The sequence below is a fragment of the Pseudomonas sp. HR1 genome (assembly GCF_030175875.1).
In the GTDB taxonomy this organism is placed as follows: Bacteria; Pseudomonadota; Gammaproteobacteria; order Pseudomonadales; family Pseudomonadaceae; genus Chryseomonas; species Chryseomonas oryzihabitans.
This window is the reverse complement of the sequence record NZ_JASNRF010000002.1, coordinates 636,799-654,023: the sequence shown is the minus strand read 5'-3', so window position 1 is coordinate 654,023 and position 17,225 is coordinate 636,799. Positions and strand designations below refer to the sequence as shown.

The window sequence follows — 17,225 nt, the reverse complement described above, 5'->3', positions numbered from 1 at the left end:
GACATGAACTGGACCTGGCTGCATCGCCTGGGCTCTCCCGCCATCTTCTATCGCCTGGCCGGCCGGCTGCAGGGGCCCTGCCTGGCGCTGGCCGGACTGCTGCTGGCCGTGGGTCTGGTGTGGGGCCTCTTCCTGGCGCCGCCGGACTATCAGCAGGGCGACAGCTTTCGCATCATCTATGTGCATGTGCCGGCGGCCTTTCTGGCGCAATCCTGCTATCTGCTGCTGGCGTTCGCCGGAGCCATCGGCCTGGTCTGGCGCCTCAAGCTGGCCGATGTGGCCCTGCGCGCGGCCGCACCGATCGGCGCCTGGATGACCGTGATCGCCCTGGCCACGGGGTCGCTGTGGGGCATTCCCACCTGGGGCACCTGGTGGATCTGGGACGCCCGGCTCACCTCGATGCTGGTGCTGCTGTTTCTCTATCTGGGCGTGATCGCCCTGGGGCAGGCCATCGACCATCGCGAGAGCGCCGCCCGGGCCTGCGCCATCCTGGCGCTGGTGGGCTCGGTCAATCTGCCGATCATCAAGTATTCGGTGGAGTGGTGGAGCACCCTGCACCAGCCGGCCACCTTCAGCCTGGTGGAGCGTCCCCCGATGCCGGCGGCCATGTGGCTGCCGCTGCTAGTGATGGTGCTGGCGTTCTACCTGTTCTTTGCCGGCGTGCTGCTGCAGCGCATGCGTCTGGAAGTGCTCAGGCGCGAATGGCGCAGTCGCTGGGTACGCCTGGAACTGGGCGAGGAGGGCGCGTGAGCGGCGTGGACTGGGCGCAAGCCCTTGGCATGGGGCGTCATGGCCTCTATGTCTGGCCGGCCTTCGGCCTGACCCTGATCGTCCTCGGCGGCCTGCTGCTGCACGGCTGGCAGGCGCGTCGCCGGCTGCAGCGGGAGTTGCGCCAGCGCTGGCGGCGGGAGCGGCGTCCATGAATCCGGTTCGTCGTCGTCGGCTGCTGTGGATCCTGCTGCTGTTGCTGGGCGTAGGGGGCGCAGCGGCGCTGGCCCTCAGCGCCCTGCAGCAGAATATCAACCTCTTCTATACCCCGAGCCAGATCGCCCGAGGCGAGGCGCCGCGCGATACCCGCATCCGCGCCGGCGGCATGGTGGAGCAGGGCAGCCTGGTACGCGCCGCGGATTCCCTGGCGGTGAGTTTCGTCATCACCGATTTCCAGCAGGAGGTGCGGGTGAGCTATGCCGGCATCCTGCCGGATCTGTTCCGTGAGGGGCAGGGCGTGGTGGCCCTGGGTCGACTCGACGACCAGGGGCGCCTGGTGGCCGACCAGATCCTTGCCAAGCACGACGAGAAATACATGCCCCCCGAAGTGAGCCAGGCGCTGCGCCAGGCCGGACGGCCGCTCGACGGCGCGAGGCCGGCGCCATGATCCCGGAACTCGGACAACTCTGCCTGCTGCTGGGGCTGGCCATGGCTCTGGTGCAGGGCACCCTGCCGCTGCTGGGCGCCTGGCGCGGTCAGGTCGACTGGATGCGCCTGGCGCGCCCGGCCGCCTTCGGCCAGTGGCTGTTCCTGGCGCTGGCCTTTGCGGCCCTGACCTGGGCCTTTCTGCAGGACGACTTCTCGGTGGCCTATGTGGCGGCCAACTCCAACAGTCGCCTGCCCTGGTACTACAAGGTCAGCGCCACCTGGGGCGCCCACGAGGGCTCCCTGCTGCTCTGGGCGCTGATCCTGGCGGGCTGGAGTCTGGCGGTGGCGTGCTGTTCGCGATCCTTGCCCCAGGCGCTGCTGGCGCGGGTGCTGGGCATCCTCGGGCTGGTGGCCACCGGATTCCTGACCTTTCTGGTCGCCACCTCCAATCCCTTCGCCCGCCTGCTGCCGCAATTTCCGCGGGAGGGCAACGACCTCAATCCGCTGCTGCAGGACCCCGGGCTGATTCTGCATCCGCCCATGCTCTACATGGGCTACGTCGGCTTTTCGGTGGCCTTCGCCTTCGCCCTGGCGGCGCTGCTGGAAGGCCGGCTGGACGCCGCCTGGGCGCGCTGGGCCCGGCCCTGGACCCTGCTCGCCTGGGCCTTTCTCGGCTGCGGCATCGTGCTCGGCTCCTGGTGGGCCTACTACGAACTGGGCTGGGGCGGCTGGTGGTTCTGGGATCCGGTGGAAAACGCGTCCTTCATGCCCTGGCTGGTGGGCACGGCGCTCCTGCACTCCCTGGCGGTGACCGAGAAACGCGGCCTGTTCAAGGGCTGGACGGTGCTGCTGGCCATCGCCGCCTTTTCCCTCAGTCTGCTGGGGACCTTTCTGGTGCGCTCGGGGGTGCTGACCTCGGTGCATGCCTTCGCCAGCGATCCCACCCGTGGCGTCTTCATCCTGGCCTTCCTGCTGCTGGTGGTCGGCGGCTCGCTGGCGCTGTTCGCCTGGCGTGCGCCGGCGCTCAGCGGCTCGGCGTCCTTTGGCCTGGCGTCGCGCGAGGCCCTGCTGCTGATCAACAACCTTATCCTGGTGACCGCCGCCGCCACGGTCCTGCTCGGCACCCTCTATCCGCTGGTGATCGACAGCCTGACCGGCGCCAAGCTGTCGGTGGGCCCGCCGTATTTCGACCTGCTGTTCGTGCCGCTGATGGCGCTGCTGATGCTGGCCCTGGGCGTCGGGGTGCTGGTGCGCTGGAAAAGCAGCCCGGGTCGCTGGCTGGCGCGCCTGCTGGCACCCATCCTGCTGGGCTGCGCGGCCTTGGCCGGTCTGCTTGGCTGGTGGCTGGATCAGCCCAGGGCGGCGATCCTGGCGGTGCTCGCGTTGGCGGCCTGGATCCTGTTGACCGCGCTGCGCGACGCGTTGGGCAAGGTGGCGGCGCTGGGCTGGCGCCGCGGCCTGCGCAGTCAGCCACGCAGCTACTGGGGCATGCACCTGGCCCACCTGGGGCTGGCGGTGCTGGCCCTGGGCGTGGTGCTCGCCAGCCAGCTGGATGTGCAGCGCGATCTGCGCCTGGCGCCGGGCGAGCACGTCGAACTCCAGGGCTATCGTTTCGGCTTCGCGGGTACCCAGCACTACGAAGGGCCCAACTTCACCGCCGAGCGCGCCCTGCTGCAGGTCGAGCGCGAGGGCCGGGTGGTCGCCCTGCTGACCCCGGAAAAACGCCGCTATCTGGCCAGTGGCGCGGTGATGACCGAAGCCGCCATCGACGCCGGCCTGACCCGCGATCTCTATGTGGCCCTCGGCGAGCCGCTGGGGCAGGGCGCCTGGGCCGTGCGCCTGCAGATCAAGCCCTTCGTCCGGCTGATCTGGCTTGGTGGCCTGCTCACCGCCCTGGGCGGCCTGCTGGCCCTGGCCGATCCGCGCTATCGCCGCCGCCGGTCGTCTTCCCCTGCCTCTGCCGCGGAGTCCCGCTGATGCGCCGTCGCCTGTTGCTCTGCCTGCCACTGCTGGCCTTTCTGGTGCTGGCCGGCTTTCTCTTTCGCGGGCTCTATCGCGATCCCCAGGCCCTGCCGTCGGCGCTGGTCGGCCAACCCTTTCCGGCGTTTTCGCTGCCAGGCGTGCAGGACGACCGCCTGTTCACCCGGCAGGACCTGCTCGGCCGCCCGGCGCTGGTCAATGTCTGGGGCACCTGGTGCGTGGCCTGCCGGGACGAGCACCCGCTGCTCACTCGACTCAAGGCCGAGGGCGTGGTGATCCACGGCATCAACTACAAGGATGACAACGCCAGCGCCCGCCGCTGGCTGGCGGAGTTCCACGATCCCTACCAGCTCGATATTCGCGACGACGAAGGCCGGCTGGGGCTGGACCTGGGCGTCTATGGCGCGCCGGAGACCTTTCTCATCGATGCCCGGGGCGTGGTGCGCTATCGCCATGTCGGGGTGATCGATCAGCGCGTCTGGGACGCAGACCTCGGGCCGCGCTATCGCGCCCTGGTAGCGACGCCATGAGGGCCGGCTGGCTGCTGCTGTTGCTGCTCTGGTCGATCCTGAGCCAGGCGGCCATCGACCCCTATGGCTTTCGCGACGACGCTGAGCGTGCGCGCTTCCAGGCGCTGACCCGCGAACTGCGCTGCCCCAAGTGCCAGAACCAGGACCTGGCCGATTCCAATGCGCCCATCGCCGGCGATCTGCGCCGCGAGATCCAGCGCCTGATGGCGGCCGGGCAGAGCGATGCCGAGATCATCGCCCACCTGGAGCAGCGCTACGGTGAATTCATCCGCTATCGACCGCCTTTCGAGGGGCGCACCCTGCTGCTGTGGCTGCTGCCGGGCCTGGGCCTGCTGGGCGGTGCCGGCCTGCTGCTGGTCCTGACGCGGCGGCGCCGGCCGGAGCAGGCCTTGAGCGAGGCCGAACGCCAGCGCCTGGCCGCGCTGCAGGCGGAGGAGGAGCCATGATGCCGACCTTCTGGGGATTGGCGGGGCTGCTGCTGATCCTGGCGCTGCTGATCCTGCTGGTACCGCTCCTGCGCGGCGGACCCGCCACGGCGGACCAGCGCGCGGTGCTCAATCACACCCTCTATCAGGAGCGCCTGGCCGAAGCCCGGGCGCGGGCGGCCCGGGGCGAGCTGGACGACCAGGCCCTGGCGCTGGCCGAAGCCGAGGCCGGCCGCAGCCTGCTCGCCGACAGTCCTGCCGAGGAGGCTTCGCCCCAGCGCCGCGGCCGTCGCCTGGGGGTCGCGGTCGCCCTGGGCGGCCCGGCCCTGGCCTTGGGGCTCTACCTGCTGCTGGGCGGCTGGCCGGCCTGGCAACTGAGTCAGCGTCTCGCCGCGCCGCCGGCCTCGCCCCAGGCGCTGCTGGCCGATCTGGAGGGAGCGACGCGACTGCAACCCCAGGCGGCCGACAACTGGTACCTGCTGGCACGCGCCTATGCCGGCCTGGGTCGCTACCGGGATGCCGTGGCCGCCTTCGAACAGGTCATCCCTCGTGATGGCCGGCGCGCGGAGGTCCTCGGGCAACTGGCCCAGGCCCGCTTCTTCGCCGCCGGGCGCCAGCTGGATGCCCAGACCCGGGCGCTGGCCGACGAAGCCCTGGCCGCCAACCCCGGGGAGCCCACCACCCTGGGGCTGCTGGGCATGGCTGCCTACGAAAGGGGGGGCTACGCCGAGGCGGCAGGCTACTGGCAGCGGCTGGTCACCGTGCTGCCAGCGGGCGATCCCCTGCGCGCCACCCTCGCCCAGGGGATCGCCCGGGCGGAGACGGCGGCGCGGGCGGCCGGTCAGGCGCTGGCCACGCCGGGGCTCGAAGTGGAGGTCCGCTTGGCGCCCGCGGTGGCGCAGCGGGTACGGCCCGAGGACAGCGTCTTCGTGCTGGCCCTGGCGGTGGATCAGCTCGGCCCACCGCTGGCGGTACGGCGATTGCGGGTTGCCGATCTGCCCCGGCGGGTGCGCCTGGATGACCGCGACGCCATGCTGCCCCAGCGCAAGCTGTCCGACCACCGGCGGGTAAGACCCGTGGTGGTGATCGCCCGGGGCGGCGATCCGCTCAAGGGCGACTGGCGGCATGAGGGACAGCCACTGGAGCTCCCTTCTAGTGCGTTCAGCCTATTGCGCGTGGAGGTCGGTGATGCCATTGCGCCATGATCGGCCAGGATTCCAACACGCAGGGCAGGGAAGGCATGTACACCTATGAAGACGCCGTCGCGGCGACCCGCGAACTCTGTCGCCAGATCGAGAACGTGCCTGTCCGGCGGCGGGCGGTCCGCGAGGACTTCTACAGGAGCTTTGGCGACGCCGACAACGATGGCCTGAGCTATGGCGATTCGGAGCTGGCCTTTCTCGACTGGGAAATCCAGGCCGGTGTCCTGGATCCCGTGACCGGCAGCGCCTGGTGGCGCAACGTCAATCTGTACTTCATCTATCTGTCCGAGCTGGCCGGTTGCCTGGCGCAGCATGGACTGGCCGGTGACCAGGCGCCCTATCCGACGCGCTGCTGGCTGACCTTCATCGCCGATCCCACCCCGCGTCACTGGTATCGGGCGCACAACGCCTCCATCCTCGCCGGCTTCGCCCTGCATCAGGAAGAGGCTCGCGCGGAGAACGCGGTAGGTCAGCTGTTCCTCAACATCACCCTCTATCGGCTGATGTTCGCCCAGGCGCTGGTGGAGGAGGCGACGCTGTTCGCCGAGCTGGGGGCACTGCTGGCCGATCCGCGCGGCTTCTCGGTCAAGCTGCTGGTCAGCCTCGCCGAGTTCTATCCCCCGCACTATCCCCTCACCGAGGCGGATCGCGAGATCATCGAGGGGCACGGGCTGGGTATCGAGGAACTGGGCGTGCGCCTCATGGACGGCTGGATCCGCTTCGAATTACACAAGCTCTATAGCGAGGCTGCCGTCTGGAACCAGGCGCCCGAATTGCTGGCTTACCTGGACGGCGGCGAGCCGTGCTATCCGCCTGCCGTGGACCGCTGCACCGAGCGTGCAGCGGCCCAGACGGTGGCGCTACTGGAAGGCGTCCTCGCCGGGCAGGACCTCACGGTGGCCGAGCAGGGCGCGAGCGGTCTGCAGGCCGGATAGGGTCGCCGACTCCACGCAGCCCATGTTGAAGCCGTTGTCGATCCAGTCGCCGGTCAGGTAGAGGTTGTGGCAGACGCTGCCGTCGGTGGTCAGCCGATGGCGGCTGCTGCCGGCCACACTCTGCACATAGCGCTCGCTGGGATCGACGTTGGCGCGCCAATATTGATAGTCGAAGCGCGCCTGGCCCTGGACCTCGGCGGGTGCCAGCAGGAAGTCCCAGCGATAGCCCGCCGGGGTCACGGCTTCCGGCCAATAGGCACCCAGCTTGCCGTTCATGAGGTCGAGGAAGGCCTGCTTCACCTTGGCGGCTTCCTGCTGCGGATAGTCATCCTTTTTGCCGATGGGTGGGGCGGCCGCGGCGGCGAGCACCCCGCAGAAATAGCTGATGTCCGCCGGCGGCGTGCCGCTCGACCAGTCCTCCCGGTCCACCAGGTAGCTGACATCGGCCCAGGAGTCCATCGCCTGGGCGGCGAAGCCCAGCAGCTCGGGGGCTTGGCCGCCCTCGGGCGAGCCGCTCCAGCCCAGTTGCCAGGCGTCGCGATTCTGCCAGAGTTGCACGGCCTGGGTGGCGACGGTAGCCACCTGCCGGGTCATGCGCGCGAACGCCGGGTCCAGGGCGCACAGGCTGGGGGCCAGGTCGGCCAGGCCGGCCACGGAGATCCCCAGCACCACCTCGTCGAAGTCGCGGTCGACCTGCAGTTCCAGCCGCTCGACGCCCTGCCAGCCGCTCCAGTTGGATTCCAGGTTGATCTGGCCCTCCTGCAGGTCCCGGGCGATCTGGTCGTCGAGCTGCTCGTACAGCGGCGCCGAGGGCCAGCAGGGCAGGCCCTTGACGTCCACTAGCGGCTGGTAGGCGGCGCCCTTGAGCCTGACCTGGCGCTGGATCTGGAGGCGCGTCACCCGCGGGCCCTGGCCGTCGTCGGCGGCTTCGATGGCGGTCACCTGGTGGAAGAAGCGGAAGTCCACCCCGCGGCGCGCGAGCACCTCGTAGTAGGGCGCGAAGACCACGTCGCCCATGCCGGCCTGCATGCGCCAGATAAAGGAGCCCTTGGCCGTGGTCAGGGCCAGCAGGGCGGCGCGCAGCACGGTGCCGGCCTCGACGTCGGGCTGGGCGAGATCGCCGTCGCGATAGGCGAAGATGCCGCCGTGCAGGGACTTGAGCACCGCGCCGTCCAGGGTCGCGGTGCTGGCGCCATGACGGCTCAGCCAGGCCTGGAAGGTTTCTGCGTTGAGCGCCGCGAAGCCCTTGGCATAGACCTCGTCGGCGAGCATGCCGATCAGCACGGTCAGGCCGAAGTCCATCAGCAGCCACAGCCGGTGGGCCTTGACGTGGGTCTGACTGCGGTCGTGCAGGACGTCGCCGAGCAGGCCGCGGAGCTTGCGCAGCAGCGCCAGCAGCACGGGATGGTCGACGCCGTCGGACAGCGCCGTGCGGGCCTGCTGCAGCTGGCGCTCCGCCTCGTTCAGGAGTCGCTCTTGCAGCTCCTCGCGGCAATGTGCGCGCAGCCGGGCGAACAGGCCACCTGGCGCAGCGGCGGTCGGGGTGTCGTCCACCTCGCCCAGCCGCAGCAGCCACTCCAGCAGATCGCCGACGGCGGCCATGAAGGGCTTGGGATTCCAGCCCTCGCCGGGCTTGCCGGGCAACGCCAGGGTGTCGATGGGCCAGGTGGTCCACTGCGCCTGGAAGTCGTCGGCGAAGGCGGTGTGGGAATGTGGGAAGAAGGCCTCGTCGAGGGTCGCCAGCGGGGCGCCAGCGGGCCGGTCCAGTTCCTCGTAGCACTGCCTCAGGTTATGGAAGGCATTGTAGTAGAAGCCGAACCAGACATGGATGCCGTGTTCCTCGATGCGCTGGTGGTCGGTGGCATTGCGTCCGCTGGCCCCCTTGCCGCCGAGACGCCAGCCCTGCTGGTACAGGGTGATCTGGTAACGCTCTTGCCAGTTGGGCTCATTAGTAAGACGAAAGGCGGTGGTGACGGCGGACACGCCGCCACCCAAGATGGCGATCTTGCGGACAGAAGGTACAGCGTCCATGCCTATTGCTCCGAAGTGTGCAAATTGTTGCACCAGTGGACGAATGCCAGATGATGGCTAGGGTAATATCACTTTATCGAAAAGTTCCCTTGAGACTTTAGCAAGGCAACGGAAATAGTTGAGGCGCTGGCGCGGCGTAGACCGGTCGGCCGAGGATCGAGGCGAACGCGGTGTTGAGGATTCCAGGCTACAGCTGCAAGACGCGGGTGAGCGAAAGCCGCCATGCCCTGATCTACCGCGGCACGCGCCTGGTCGATGGCCAGCCGGTGATCCTCAAGCAGCTGGCCGCCGACTATCCCACGCCCCAGGCCCAGGCCGGGCTGCGCCATGAATTCGAGCTGACCCGCCGCGCCAGTGCCAGCGGGGCGGTGAGCGCCGCCCTGGAACTGCTGGAATACCAGGGTCGCCAGGTGCTGGTGCTCGAAGACATCGGTGGTAGCGACCTGGCCGAGTTGCTCGCCGCCGGGCCGCTGGCGCTGGACGACTTCTTCGACTGGGCACTGGCCATCGTCCGCGCCCTGGCGCGGCTGCACCGGCTGCGCATCGCCCACAACGACCTCAATCCGCGCAACATCGTCTGCAACTGCACCACCGGCAGCCTGAGACTGACCGATCTGGGCATCGCCACGGCCTTTGGCGCCGTCCAGGGCAGCGACAGCCGCCTGGAGGGCTCGCTGACCTATCTCGCCCCGGAACAGAGCGGGCGGACCGGGCGGCACCAGGACTACCGCAGCGACTTCTATGCGCTGGGCGTGACCTTCTACGAGATGCTCGCGGGCGAGCCGCCGTTCCGCGCCCAGGATCCGCTGGAGCTGGTGCATGCGCACCTGGCGATGCGCGCACCCTCGCTGGTCGAGCGGGTGCCGACGGTACCGCCGATGCTGGCGGCGCTGGTGGACAAGCTCATGGCCAAGGCCGCCGAAGAGCGCTACCAGGGCTGCTTCGGCATCCTGCGCGACCTGCAGCGCTGCCAGGCGGCCCATCAGGCCGGTGAGCGGACGCCCTTCGCCCTCGGCGAGCAGGATCCGCCCGCGCGACTGGTGCCGGTGCGTACCCTGCAGGGGCGCGGCGCGCCGCTGCGCTTGCTGGAAGAGGCACTGGCCCGGGCGACCCTGGGTCGGAGCGAAGCCGTCTTTGTCAGCGGCCAGTCCGGGGTGGGCAAATCGGCGCTGGTGCATGCCTTCGTCCGCCGCCAGGGCGATCGGGTGCTGCTCGCCTACGGCAAGTTCGAGACTCTTGGCAATGGCGTGCCCTATGGCGCCCTGCGCCAGGCCGTGCGCGAGCTGGTGGAGATCGGCCAGACCCTGGACGAGGCCTTTGCCGACCGCCTGGTGGAGGGCCTGGGGGGCAACGCCGGGGTGCTGACCGAGGTCTCGCCCGAGCTGGCCAGCTGGCTCGGGCCCCAGGCACCGGTGGCCGAGTTGCCGCCGCTGCAGGCCGAGCAACGTTTCGACGAAGCCGTGATCGCGCTGCTGCTGGCCTTTGCCGCGGACTCCCGGCCGCTGCTGCTGTGGCTGGACGATCTGCAGTGGGCCGACAGCCCGTCGCTGCGGCTGATCGAGCGCCTGCTGGCCCGCGGCGATCAGGGGCCGCTGCTGCTGGTGGCGACCCATCGTGAAGAGCAGCTGTCGGGCAGTGCCCTGGAACGGTTGCTGGGTGCGGCGCTGATCCGCACTGTGTCGCTGGGACCGCTGTCGCGGGTGGAAATCGAGCGACTGATCGCCGAGCTGCTGCCGGCACCGGCGGAAGACCAGGCGGCCCTGGCCGGCCTCTGCCTGGACAAGACCCTAGGCAATCCCTTCTTCATCGAGCAGCTGCTGCGCAGCCTGCAGCAGGAAGGCCTACTGGAATTCGACGGCGAGACCGGCCAGTGGCACTGGGAGCTGGCCCGGCTCCAGGCGCTGGACGTCTACGACAACGTCGTCGACTTCATGGTGGGCAAGCTCAAGGACCTGCCGGCCGCCACCTCGCAGCTGCTGCAATGGGCAGCCTGCCTGGGCACCCATTTCTCCAGCGACCGCCTGGCCGCGCTGATGGCGGAATCGCCCGCGGACATCCGCCGGCGCTGCCAGTCGCTGGTGCAGGAAGGCCTGCTCACCGAGCCCGAGGGTGGCCAGGCGGGTGAGCAGACGCCCACCCACTACAGCTTCCTGCACGATCAGGTGCGCCATGCCGCCCATTCGCTGCTGGCGCCCGCCGAGCGCGAACGGGTCCATCTGCGCGCCGGGCAGCTGTATCTCGCCGAAGGCAGCGCCACGCGACTGGACGCGGTCAGTCACCTCAACCTGGCCGTCGCCCTGATCGAGACGCCCGCCGAGCGGCTGCAGCTGCTGGAGCTCAATCTGGACGCCGCCCGCAAGGCGCGCCAGGCCAATGCCTATCCGGCCGCCCAGGATTTCCTGCGCACGGCCGTTACGTTGATCGACGCCGCCGCCTGGGAGAGCTGCCACGCGCTGCTGTTCCAGCTGCATCGGGAATGGGCCGAGGTCGCGCACCTCTGTGGCGATGCCAACGAGGCCCTGCGCATCTGCGAACTGCTGTTGCCGCGCGCGCGCAGCACCTTCGAGGAAGCCGGGGTGCGGGCCCTGCAGATCGATCTCTACAGCGGCCTCGGGCGCTTCACCGAAGCCCTGACCGTGGCCAAGGCCGGTATCCAGGCACTGGACGAGCCCTGGCCGGAGGCACCGGACGCCATCAATCAGGCCATTGGCGCCGACAGCGCCGAGGTCGAGGCCTGGCTGGCCACGCGCAACCCGGCGGCGCTGCTCGACCTGCCGCGCATGGAAGACCCGCGCGCCCAGTTGCTGATCCGCCTGCTGGGCCTGCTCTGGGGGCCGGCGATCAACGTCGACCTGCCAATGAGCCTGCTGGCGGTCATGCGCATCGTCAAGCTGTCGATCCAGTACGGCAACGGCGATCTCTCGCCCTTCGGCTATGCCAACTACGGCTCGCTGCTGTCGGCCTTCCACGGTCGCTACGAGCTGGGTTATCAGGTCGGGCGGCTGGCCGTCGACCTGGTCGACCGCACCGGCAATCTGCCGCTCAAGTGCAAGGTCTACACCATGTTCGCGGTGACCAACAGCCCCTGGTCGAGCCCCATAGCGGACAACGTCGCCCTGCTGCGCGAGGCCCTGGCGGCCGGTCAGCGCACCGGTGAGATCATCTTCACCGCCTACAGCGCCTTCCACATCCTCAAGCACCTGCAGCACGCCGGCGCGCCGCTGGACGACATCCTCGGCGAGACGGCGGAGATCGAGCGGATCCTGCTAGGGATCGGCGATCCCAACACCCTGGAGATCTTCACCATCCTGCGCCAGTCGCTGCGCCTGCTGCAGGGCCTCACCCCGAGCCAGGAGACCTGGGACGAGGAGGGCCAGGACGAAGCGGCGCTGGTACGGCAGATGCACGACAGCGGCCATGTCCTCTGCCTGAACTACTACGACTTCAACAAGATGCAGGCGGCGCTGCTGTTCCGCCGACTGCCTCAGGCCCGGCAGCACGCCGAAGCCATGGAGGCCTCGCTGGCGGCCAGCTTCGGCTGGTTCAGCATCGCCGAGCACGCCTTCTATCAGGCGCTGATCCTGCTCGCCGAGGGCGAACTGGCAGGCGAGACCCTGGCCAAGATCGAGACCGCCCAGGAGCGGTTGAGTGGTTGGGCGGCGCACTGCCCGGAAAACTTCGCCCACAAGCGCGACCTGGTGGCCGCTGAACGGGCGCGCCGCGAGGGCCGCGCCGACGCCGCCATGGACCTCTATGAGCAGGCCCTGGAATCCGCGCGGCTGCATGGCTTCCGCCAGGGTGCGGCGCTGGCCGAGGAACTCTATGGGCGTTTCTGGCTGGAACAGCAGCGTCCGCGCATCGCCCGGACCTACCTGCAGGACGCCCAGCGCAGCTATCTGCACTGGGGCGCCGCAGCCAAGGCCCAGGCGCTGGAAAACGAATTTCCCCACTGGTTGCGCGTGGCCGAGGCCACTCCCCTGACGGTGCAGCGCACCCAGGCCCAGTCCACCAGCGACATCATGCGCCTGGACTGGCTGTCGGTGCTCAAGTCGCTGCAGACCATCTCCAACGAACTGGCGCTGGATCAGCTGCTGGCGCGGATGATGCGCATCATCCTGGAGGAGGGCGGCGCTCAGCATGGCTTGCTGCTGTTGCCCGAGGGCGGGCGCTGGCTGGTGCAGGCCTCGGTCTGCAGTGGCGCCGCCGAGCCCAAGGTGCTGCAGGGACTGCCGCTGGCGCTGAACGAGCAGGATGCCGGCGAGGGTCTGGTGCCCCTGACCCTGGTGTCCCATGTGATCCGCCATCGCGAGCCGGTGATTCTCGACGACGCCGCCCGTGCCGGTCGGTTCGTCCGCGACGCCTACATGCGCGCGCGCCGTCCGCGGTCGGTCTGCTGCCTGCCGGTGCTGCGCCAGAATCGCCTGATCGGCATCCTCTATCTGGAAAACAACCTGCTGGCCCAGGCCTTCACCCCGGGGCGGTTGCAGGTGCTGAGCATCCTGGCCACCCAGGCGGCGATCTCCCTGGAACACGCGCAGATTTACGAGACCCTGGAGCAGCGCGTCGGCGAGCGCACCCTCGAACTGGACCAGGCGCGCATTCGCGCCGAAGAGGCGGCCGCGGCCAAGTCGCTGTTCCTGGCGACCATGAGCCACGAGATCCGCACCCCGCTCAATGCGGTGATCGGCCTCAGCCGCCTGACCCTGGGTACCAGGCTGTCCGGCGAACAGCGCGGCCATGTCGGCAAGATCCTCGATTCCGGCGAGACCCTGCTGAGCGTGATCAACGACGTGCTCGACTATTCGCGCAACGAAGCCGGCGGTACCCAGCTCGAACAGCTGGGCTTCAACCTGGCCAAGGTGCTCGAACGAACCCTCAATCTCTGCGCCCTCAAGGCCCATGAGAAGGGTGTCGAACTGGTGCTGGATTGCGGTCCGGACATTCCCCTGGCGCTGGAAGGCGATCCGCTGCGCCTGCAGCAGGTGCTGGTCAATCTGCTGAGCAATGCGGTCAAGTTCACCGAGCGGGGCCATGTGCTGATCCGGGTCGGCGCGGTCTGCGAAGCCGGTCGTGCCCATTTCAGTTTGGCGGTGGAAGACACCGGCATCGGCCTGACCGAGGCCCAGCAGGCACAACTCTTCCAGCCCTTCACCCAGGCGGACGGCTCCATCAGCCGCCGCTATGGCGGGACTGGCCTGGGCCTGGCGATCTCCCGCCAGCTCACCGAACTCATGGGCGGCACCCTCGACGTCCACAGCGAAGCCGGGCGCGGCTCCTGCTTTACCCTGCGGCTGACCCTGCCCGTGGTGGGCGAGCCCGAGCGGCTGCCCAGCCAGACCCCGCGCCAGGTCCTGCTGGTGAACGACCACGGCCTGGCCCGGCGCACCCTGGGGCAACGGCTACGCGAACTGGGCATGCAGGTGGTGGAAGCCGAATCCACCGAGCAGGCCCTGTCGGCCATGGCCACGTCGGTCTTCGAACTGGCCATCGTCGACTGGCGCCTGGGCGGCGAAGACGGCCTGGCCCTGGCGCGCCAGCTGCGCGCCCGGCAGCCGGAGTTGGCAGTGACCCTGCTGGCCTCGCCCTACGAGGCGGAAGAGGTGCGCAGCCTGGGCGAGGATCTGCCGGGTCTGGAGCTTCTCGACAAACCGGTTACCGGTCCCGCCGTGCAGCGACTGCTGTCCGGACTGGGCCTGGCGCCGGTCGCCGCGCCGACGGTGGGCCAGAGTGTGGTGGATCTGCAGGGCATCCGCCTGCTGCTGGTGGACGACAACGCCATCAACCGCCAGGTGGTCATCGGCTTCCTGCAGGGCAGCGGCATCCTGATCGACGTGGCCGAAGACGGCCAGGCCGCGCTGGACCAGCTGGAACAGCAGCGCTACGACCTGGTGCTGATGGACGTCCATATGCCACGCCTGGACGGCCTGTCGGCCACCCGCGAATTGCGTACCCGACCGGCGCTGGCCGGGTTGCCGGTCATCGCCATGACCGCCAACGGCCTGCCGGGCGATCGCGAGCGCTGCCTGGATGCCGGCATGAACGATCATCTGGTCAAGCCGCTCGATCCCGCCGAACTGTTCCGCATCATCGCCGCCTGGGCCAATCTCGAGCAGCTGCAACGGGCCGAGCGCAAGGCGGTGGAAGAGGTCGTGGAGGTCAAGGAGATCGGCGTGCTGGCGCGGGCGCGTGCCAGTGCGGTGCTCGAACCCGAGTCGGCGCTGCGCCTGCTGCGCGGCAGCGCCGAACTCTATGAACAGCTGATCCGCGATTTCCGCGTGCAACAGGCCGAATTGCCGGGGCGGATCTCCGCCTGGCGTGCGGCGGACGATGTCACCGCGCTGTTCGAGTGCGCCCACGGCCTGCAGGCCACCGCCGCCTATGTCGGCGCCATCGACCTGCAGGAAGCGGCGCAACGCCTGACCAACAGGATCCGCCTGGCCCAGCCCATCGGCGAGGACGTGCGCCGCCTGCACGCCGAGGCTGAGCGCTGCCTGGCGTCTCTCGACGAGATCCTGGTCGAGGTGGCCGGTGGCGAGGAGGGCACGGTCGAGGAGCTGGAGGCCCTGCTCGAACGCCTGATCGCCCTGCTGCAAACGTCGGATTTCGCTGCCGAGGAGGTCCTCGACACCCTGCTGCGCGCCTGCGTGAGCACGCCCCACAGCGCCGACGTGGTACGCATTCGCGAATGGGTGAACGAGGTGGAGTTCGAGCATGCCGCCGATGCCACCGCGGATCTGCTGCGACGGGTGCGGCAGGCCGGACAGCGGTCGAGCTAGGTGCCCATGGAGGGGCGCCGTCCGGACCTGCCGTTGATCCTCATCGTCGACGATCAGAAGAGCAATCTGCGCGTCCTCGGCGACCTGCTGCGCGACGAGGCGCGCATCATGCTGGCCAAGAGCGGGGTGCAGGCCCTGACCAAGGCCGCCCGCGAGCACCCCGACCTCATCCTGCTGGACGTGGTGATGCCCGGCATCGACGGCCTGCAACTGATCCAGCTGTTCAAGCGCCGCGCCGAGACCAGTGCCATCCCGGTGATCTTCATCACCGCGGCCAATGACCTGCACCGCGAGGTGGAGTGTTTCGAACTGGGCGCCAGCGACTTCATCCAGAAGCCCTTCAATCCTCTGGCCGTGCTGGCGCGGGTGCGGCTGCACCTGCAACTGGCCCGCCAGCGGCGGCTGCTCGAAGAGCTGGCGCACATGGATCCGCTGACCGCAGTGGGCAATCGCCGCCGCTTCGACGAGCAGCTGGCGATCGAGTGGCAGCTGGCGGTCAGCCGGCGGGGCTCGCTGGCCATCGCCATGCTCGATATCGACTACTTCAAGCAGTACAACGATACCCACGGCCATGGCGCCGGGGATCAGGCGCTGGCGCGGGTCGCTCAGGTGCTGGAACAGCGCATCCGCGAGCGGGATTGCCTGGCGCGTTATGGTGGGGAGGAGTTCGTGCTGCTGCTACCGGGCGCTTCGCGCACGGCCGCCGAGGCGGTGCTGGAACGCTGTCGGCAGGGCATCGCCGAATTGCGCATCGCTCATCCGCTGGCCGAGGACCGGCTCTGGCTGACCATGAGCATGGGCCTGGCCTGCTGTAATCCGACCCCCGAGCAGACCCCGGAGGGCCTGCTCAAGGCCGCCGACAACCTGCTCTACCAGGCCAAGGCCGAAGGGCGTAATCGCCTGGTCAGTCGCAGCTTCTAGGTCGCAGCCGCCGCGTCCCTAGGCCGGGAGGTCCTTGCCGCTGCCCTTGACCAGGTGCACCCGGTTGCGGCCTTCGGCCTTGGCCTGGTACAGCGCCTGGTCGGTGCGCTCGATGAAGGCTTCGTGGTCGTCACCGCTCTGCGGCTGGATGCTGCCGACGCCGATGGAGATGGTGACGAAGCCCAGCTCGCTGCCGGAGTGGGCCACCTGCAACCGCTCGACACCGGCCCGGCAGGCCTCGGCGACCTTGAGCGCGCCCTCGGCGTCGGTCTCCGGCAGCACCATGGCGAATTCCTCGCCCCCGTAGCGGGCCACCAGGTCGGCCGGTCGCTTGAGTTGCTCGGTGAGTACCGCCGCCACCTTCTTCAGGCAGAGATCGCCGCTGAGGTGGCCATAGGTGTCGTTGTAGCGCTTGAAGTGGTCGACGTCGCACAGCAGCAGGGCCAGCGGCTGGCGATTGCGCCGGGCGCGCAGCCATTCGCCTTCGTAGGTCTGGTCGAAATGGCGGCGGTTGTTGATGCCGGTGAGGCTGTCGATGGCCACCAGCTTCTGCAGCTGGATATTGGCCTCGGCGAGCTGGCGCTGGCTTTCGCGCAGGAAGCGAAAAGCCTCGTCGCGCTGGGCGCGCAGCACATGGGCCTCGGAGTGGTAGCGCACCCGCGCCAGCAGTTCCAGCTTGTCGGGCAACTTGACCAGATAGTCGTTGGCGCCGGTGGCGAAGCTCTGCGCCTTGACCTGGGGGTCCTCCTTGGAGGAGAGCACCACGATGGGCACGTCGCGCAGCGCTGGTTCGGCACGGAAACGCTTTACCGTTTCCAGGCCGTCGATCTCCGGCATGATCAGGTCCTGCAGGACCACCGTGGGCTTGAGTTGCAGGGCCATGCCGACCGCCTGGTGGGCGTCCAGGCAGTAATGCAGCTCGATGTCGGGCTGATCGGCGATCATCCGCCGCAGGGCTTCGATGATGATCAGCTGATCGTCCACCAGCAGCAGGCGCACCTTGGGTGCGGTCAGGCTGTCCAGGGTATTACCCTCGTGCGTGGCCATTACTGCGAGTCCTTGTGCGGGC

Annotated in this window: 12 protein-coding genes; 10 read left to right on the top strand and 2 right to left on the bottom strand. The window is 69.0% G+C overall.

Annotated features, from left to right (window positions below; all coding sequences use genetic code 11):
- The first annotated feature begins 3 nt into the window (after window positions 1-3).
- From QKY98_RS10290 to QKY98_RS10255, 8 genes are read left to right on the top strand one after another with little or no spacing between them, the layout of a single operon-like run.
- Complete coding sequence (locus tag QKY98_RS10290; protein ID WP_284670818.1) at window positions 4-750, top strand: heme ABC transporter permease; 747 nt, start codon at window positions 4-6, stop codon at window positions 748-750.
- Window positions 747-923, top strand: a complete 177-nt coding sequence (gene ccmD / locus QKY98_RS10285) for a heme exporter protein CcmD (protein WP_074583134.1) — start codon at window positions 747-749, stop codon at window positions 921-923. The genes QKY98_RS10290 and ccmD overlap by 4 nt, the downstream gene beginning before the upstream one ends.
- Window positions 920-1,375 carry a cytochrome c maturation protein CcmE gene (gene ccmE, locus QKY98_RS10280; RefSeq protein WP_027601890.1) on the top strand — a complete coding sequence of 152 codons (456 nt, stop codon included), beginning with the start codon at window positions 920-922 and terminating at the stop codon, window positions 1,373-1,375. The genes ccmD and ccmE overlap by 4 nt, the downstream gene beginning before the upstream one ends.
- Entirely contained in the window at window positions 1,372-3,333 is a 1,962-nt protein-coding gene (locus tag QKY98_RS10275) for a heme lyase CcmF/NrfE family subunit (RefSeq protein ID WP_284670817.1), read from the top strand. Before ccmE ends, QKY98_RS10275 begins: the two co-directional genes overlap by 4 nt.
- Complete coding sequence (locus QKY98_RS10270) at window positions 3,333-3,866, top strand: DsbE family thiol:disulfide interchange protein (protein ID WP_027599846.1); 534 nt, start codon at window positions 3,333-3,335, stop codon at window positions 3,864-3,866. Before QKY98_RS10275 ends, QKY98_RS10270 begins: the two co-directional genes overlap by 1 nt.
- On the top strand, window positions 3,863-4,312 hold the full coding sequence (locus QKY98_RS10265; RefSeq protein ID WP_027601893.1) for a cytochrome c-type biogenesis protein: 450 nt from the start codon (window positions 3,863-3,865) through the stop codon (window positions 4,310-4,312). Before QKY98_RS10270 ends, QKY98_RS10265 begins: the two co-directional genes overlap by 4 nt.
- Entirely contained in the window at window positions 4,309-5,496 is a 1,188-nt protein-coding gene (gene ccmI / locus QKY98_RS10260) for a c-type cytochrome biogenesis protein CcmI (RefSeq protein WP_284670816.1), read from the top strand. Before QKY98_RS10265 ends, ccmI begins: the two co-directional genes overlap by 4 nt.
- A gap of 35 nt (window positions 5,497-5,531) precedes the next feature.
- The gene (locus QKY98_RS10255; protein WP_284670815.1) at window positions 5,532-6,428 is read left to right on the top strand and encodes a hypothetical protein; all 897 of its coding nucleotides are present in this window, start codon (window positions 5,532-5,534) and stop codon (window positions 6,426-6,428) included.
- Here QKY98_RS10255 and QKY98_RS10250 read toward each other — a convergent pair.
- Window positions 6,354-8,459, bottom strand: coding sequence for an NAD(P)-binding protein (locus QKY98_RS10250; RefSeq protein WP_284670814.1), 2,106 nt, complete (start codon window positions 8,457-8,459; stop codon window positions 6,354-6,356). The two genes, QKY98_RS10255 and QKY98_RS10250, sit on opposite strands and share 75 nt — an antisense overlap.
- Window positions 8,460-8,629: 170 nt before the next feature.
- On the opposite strand from QKY98_RS10250, the gene QKY98_RS10245 reads away from it, so the two are divergent.
- Both QKY98_RS10245 and QKY98_RS10240 read left to right on the top strand, forming a co-directional pair.
- Window positions 8,630-15,235 carry a response regulator gene (locus QKY98_RS10245; protein ID WP_284670813.1) on the top strand — a complete coding sequence of 2,202 codons (6,606 nt, stop codon included), beginning with the start codon at window positions 8,630-8,632 and terminating at the stop codon, window positions 15,233-15,235.
- Window positions 15,236-15,241: 6 nt separating this feature from the next.
- Complete coding sequence (locus QKY98_RS10240) at window positions 15,242-16,156, top strand: diguanylate cyclase domain-containing protein (protein ID WP_027599841.1); 915 nt, start codon at window positions 15,242-15,244, stop codon at window positions 16,154-16,156.
- An 18-nt stretch (window positions 16,157-16,174) separates the two neighbouring features.
- On the opposite strand, the gene QKY98_RS10235 is transcribed toward QKY98_RS10240, so the two are convergent.
- Window positions 16,175-17,203: a GGDEF domain-containing response regulator gene (locus QKY98_RS10235; RefSeq protein ID WP_284670812.1), complete on the bottom strand. Its 1,029-nt coding sequence runs from the start codon at window positions 17,201-17,203 to the stop codon at window positions 16,175-16,177.
- Window positions 17,204-17,225: the final 22 nt, after the last annotated feature.

What these genes read in the sequence shown, in the direction of transcription:
- QKY98_RS10265 (WP_027601893.1), top strand. Translation starts at nt 3,863, where the DNA reads ATGAGGGCCGGCTGGCTGCTGCTGTTGCTGCTCTGGTCGATCCTGAGC.
- ccmI (WP_284670816.1), top strand. Translation starts at nt 4,309, where the DNA reads ATGATGCCGACCTTCTGGGGATTGGCGGGGCTGCTGCTGATCCTGGCG.
- QKY98_RS10275 (WP_284670817.1), top strand. Translation starts at nt 1,372, where the DNA reads ATGATCCCGGAACTCGGACAACTCTGCCTGCTGCTGGGGCTGGCCATG.
- QKY98_RS10240 (WP_027599841.1), top strand. Translation starts at nt 15,242, where the DNA reads ATGGAGGGGCGCCGTCCGGACCTGCCGTTGATCCTCATCGTCGACGAT.
- QKY98_RS10290 (WP_284670818.1), top strand. Translation starts at nt 4, where the DNA reads ATGAACTGGACCTGGCTGCATCGCCTGGGCTCTCCCGCCATCTTCTAT.
- QKY98_RS10255 (WP_284670815.1), top strand. Translation starts at nt 5,532, where the DNA reads ATGTACACCTATGAAGACGCCGTCGCGGCGACCCGCGAACTCTGTCGC.
- QKY98_RS10250 (WP_284670814.1), bottom strand. Translation starts at nt 8,459, where the DNA reads ATGGACGCTGTACCTTCTGTCCGCAAGATCGCCATCTTGGGTGGCGGC.
- QKY98_RS10235 (WP_284670812.1), bottom strand. Translation starts at nt 17,203, where the DNA reads ATGGCCACGCACGAGGGTAATACCCTGGACAGCCTGACCGCACCCAAG.
- QKY98_RS10270 (WP_027599846.1), top strand. Translation starts at nt 3,333, where the DNA reads ATGCGCCGTCGCCTGTTGCTCTGCCTGCCACTGCTGGCCTTTCTGGTG.
- ccmE (WP_027601890.1), top strand. Translation starts at nt 920, where the DNA reads ATGAATCCGGTTCGTCGTCGTCGGCTGCTGTGGATCCTGCTGCTGTTG.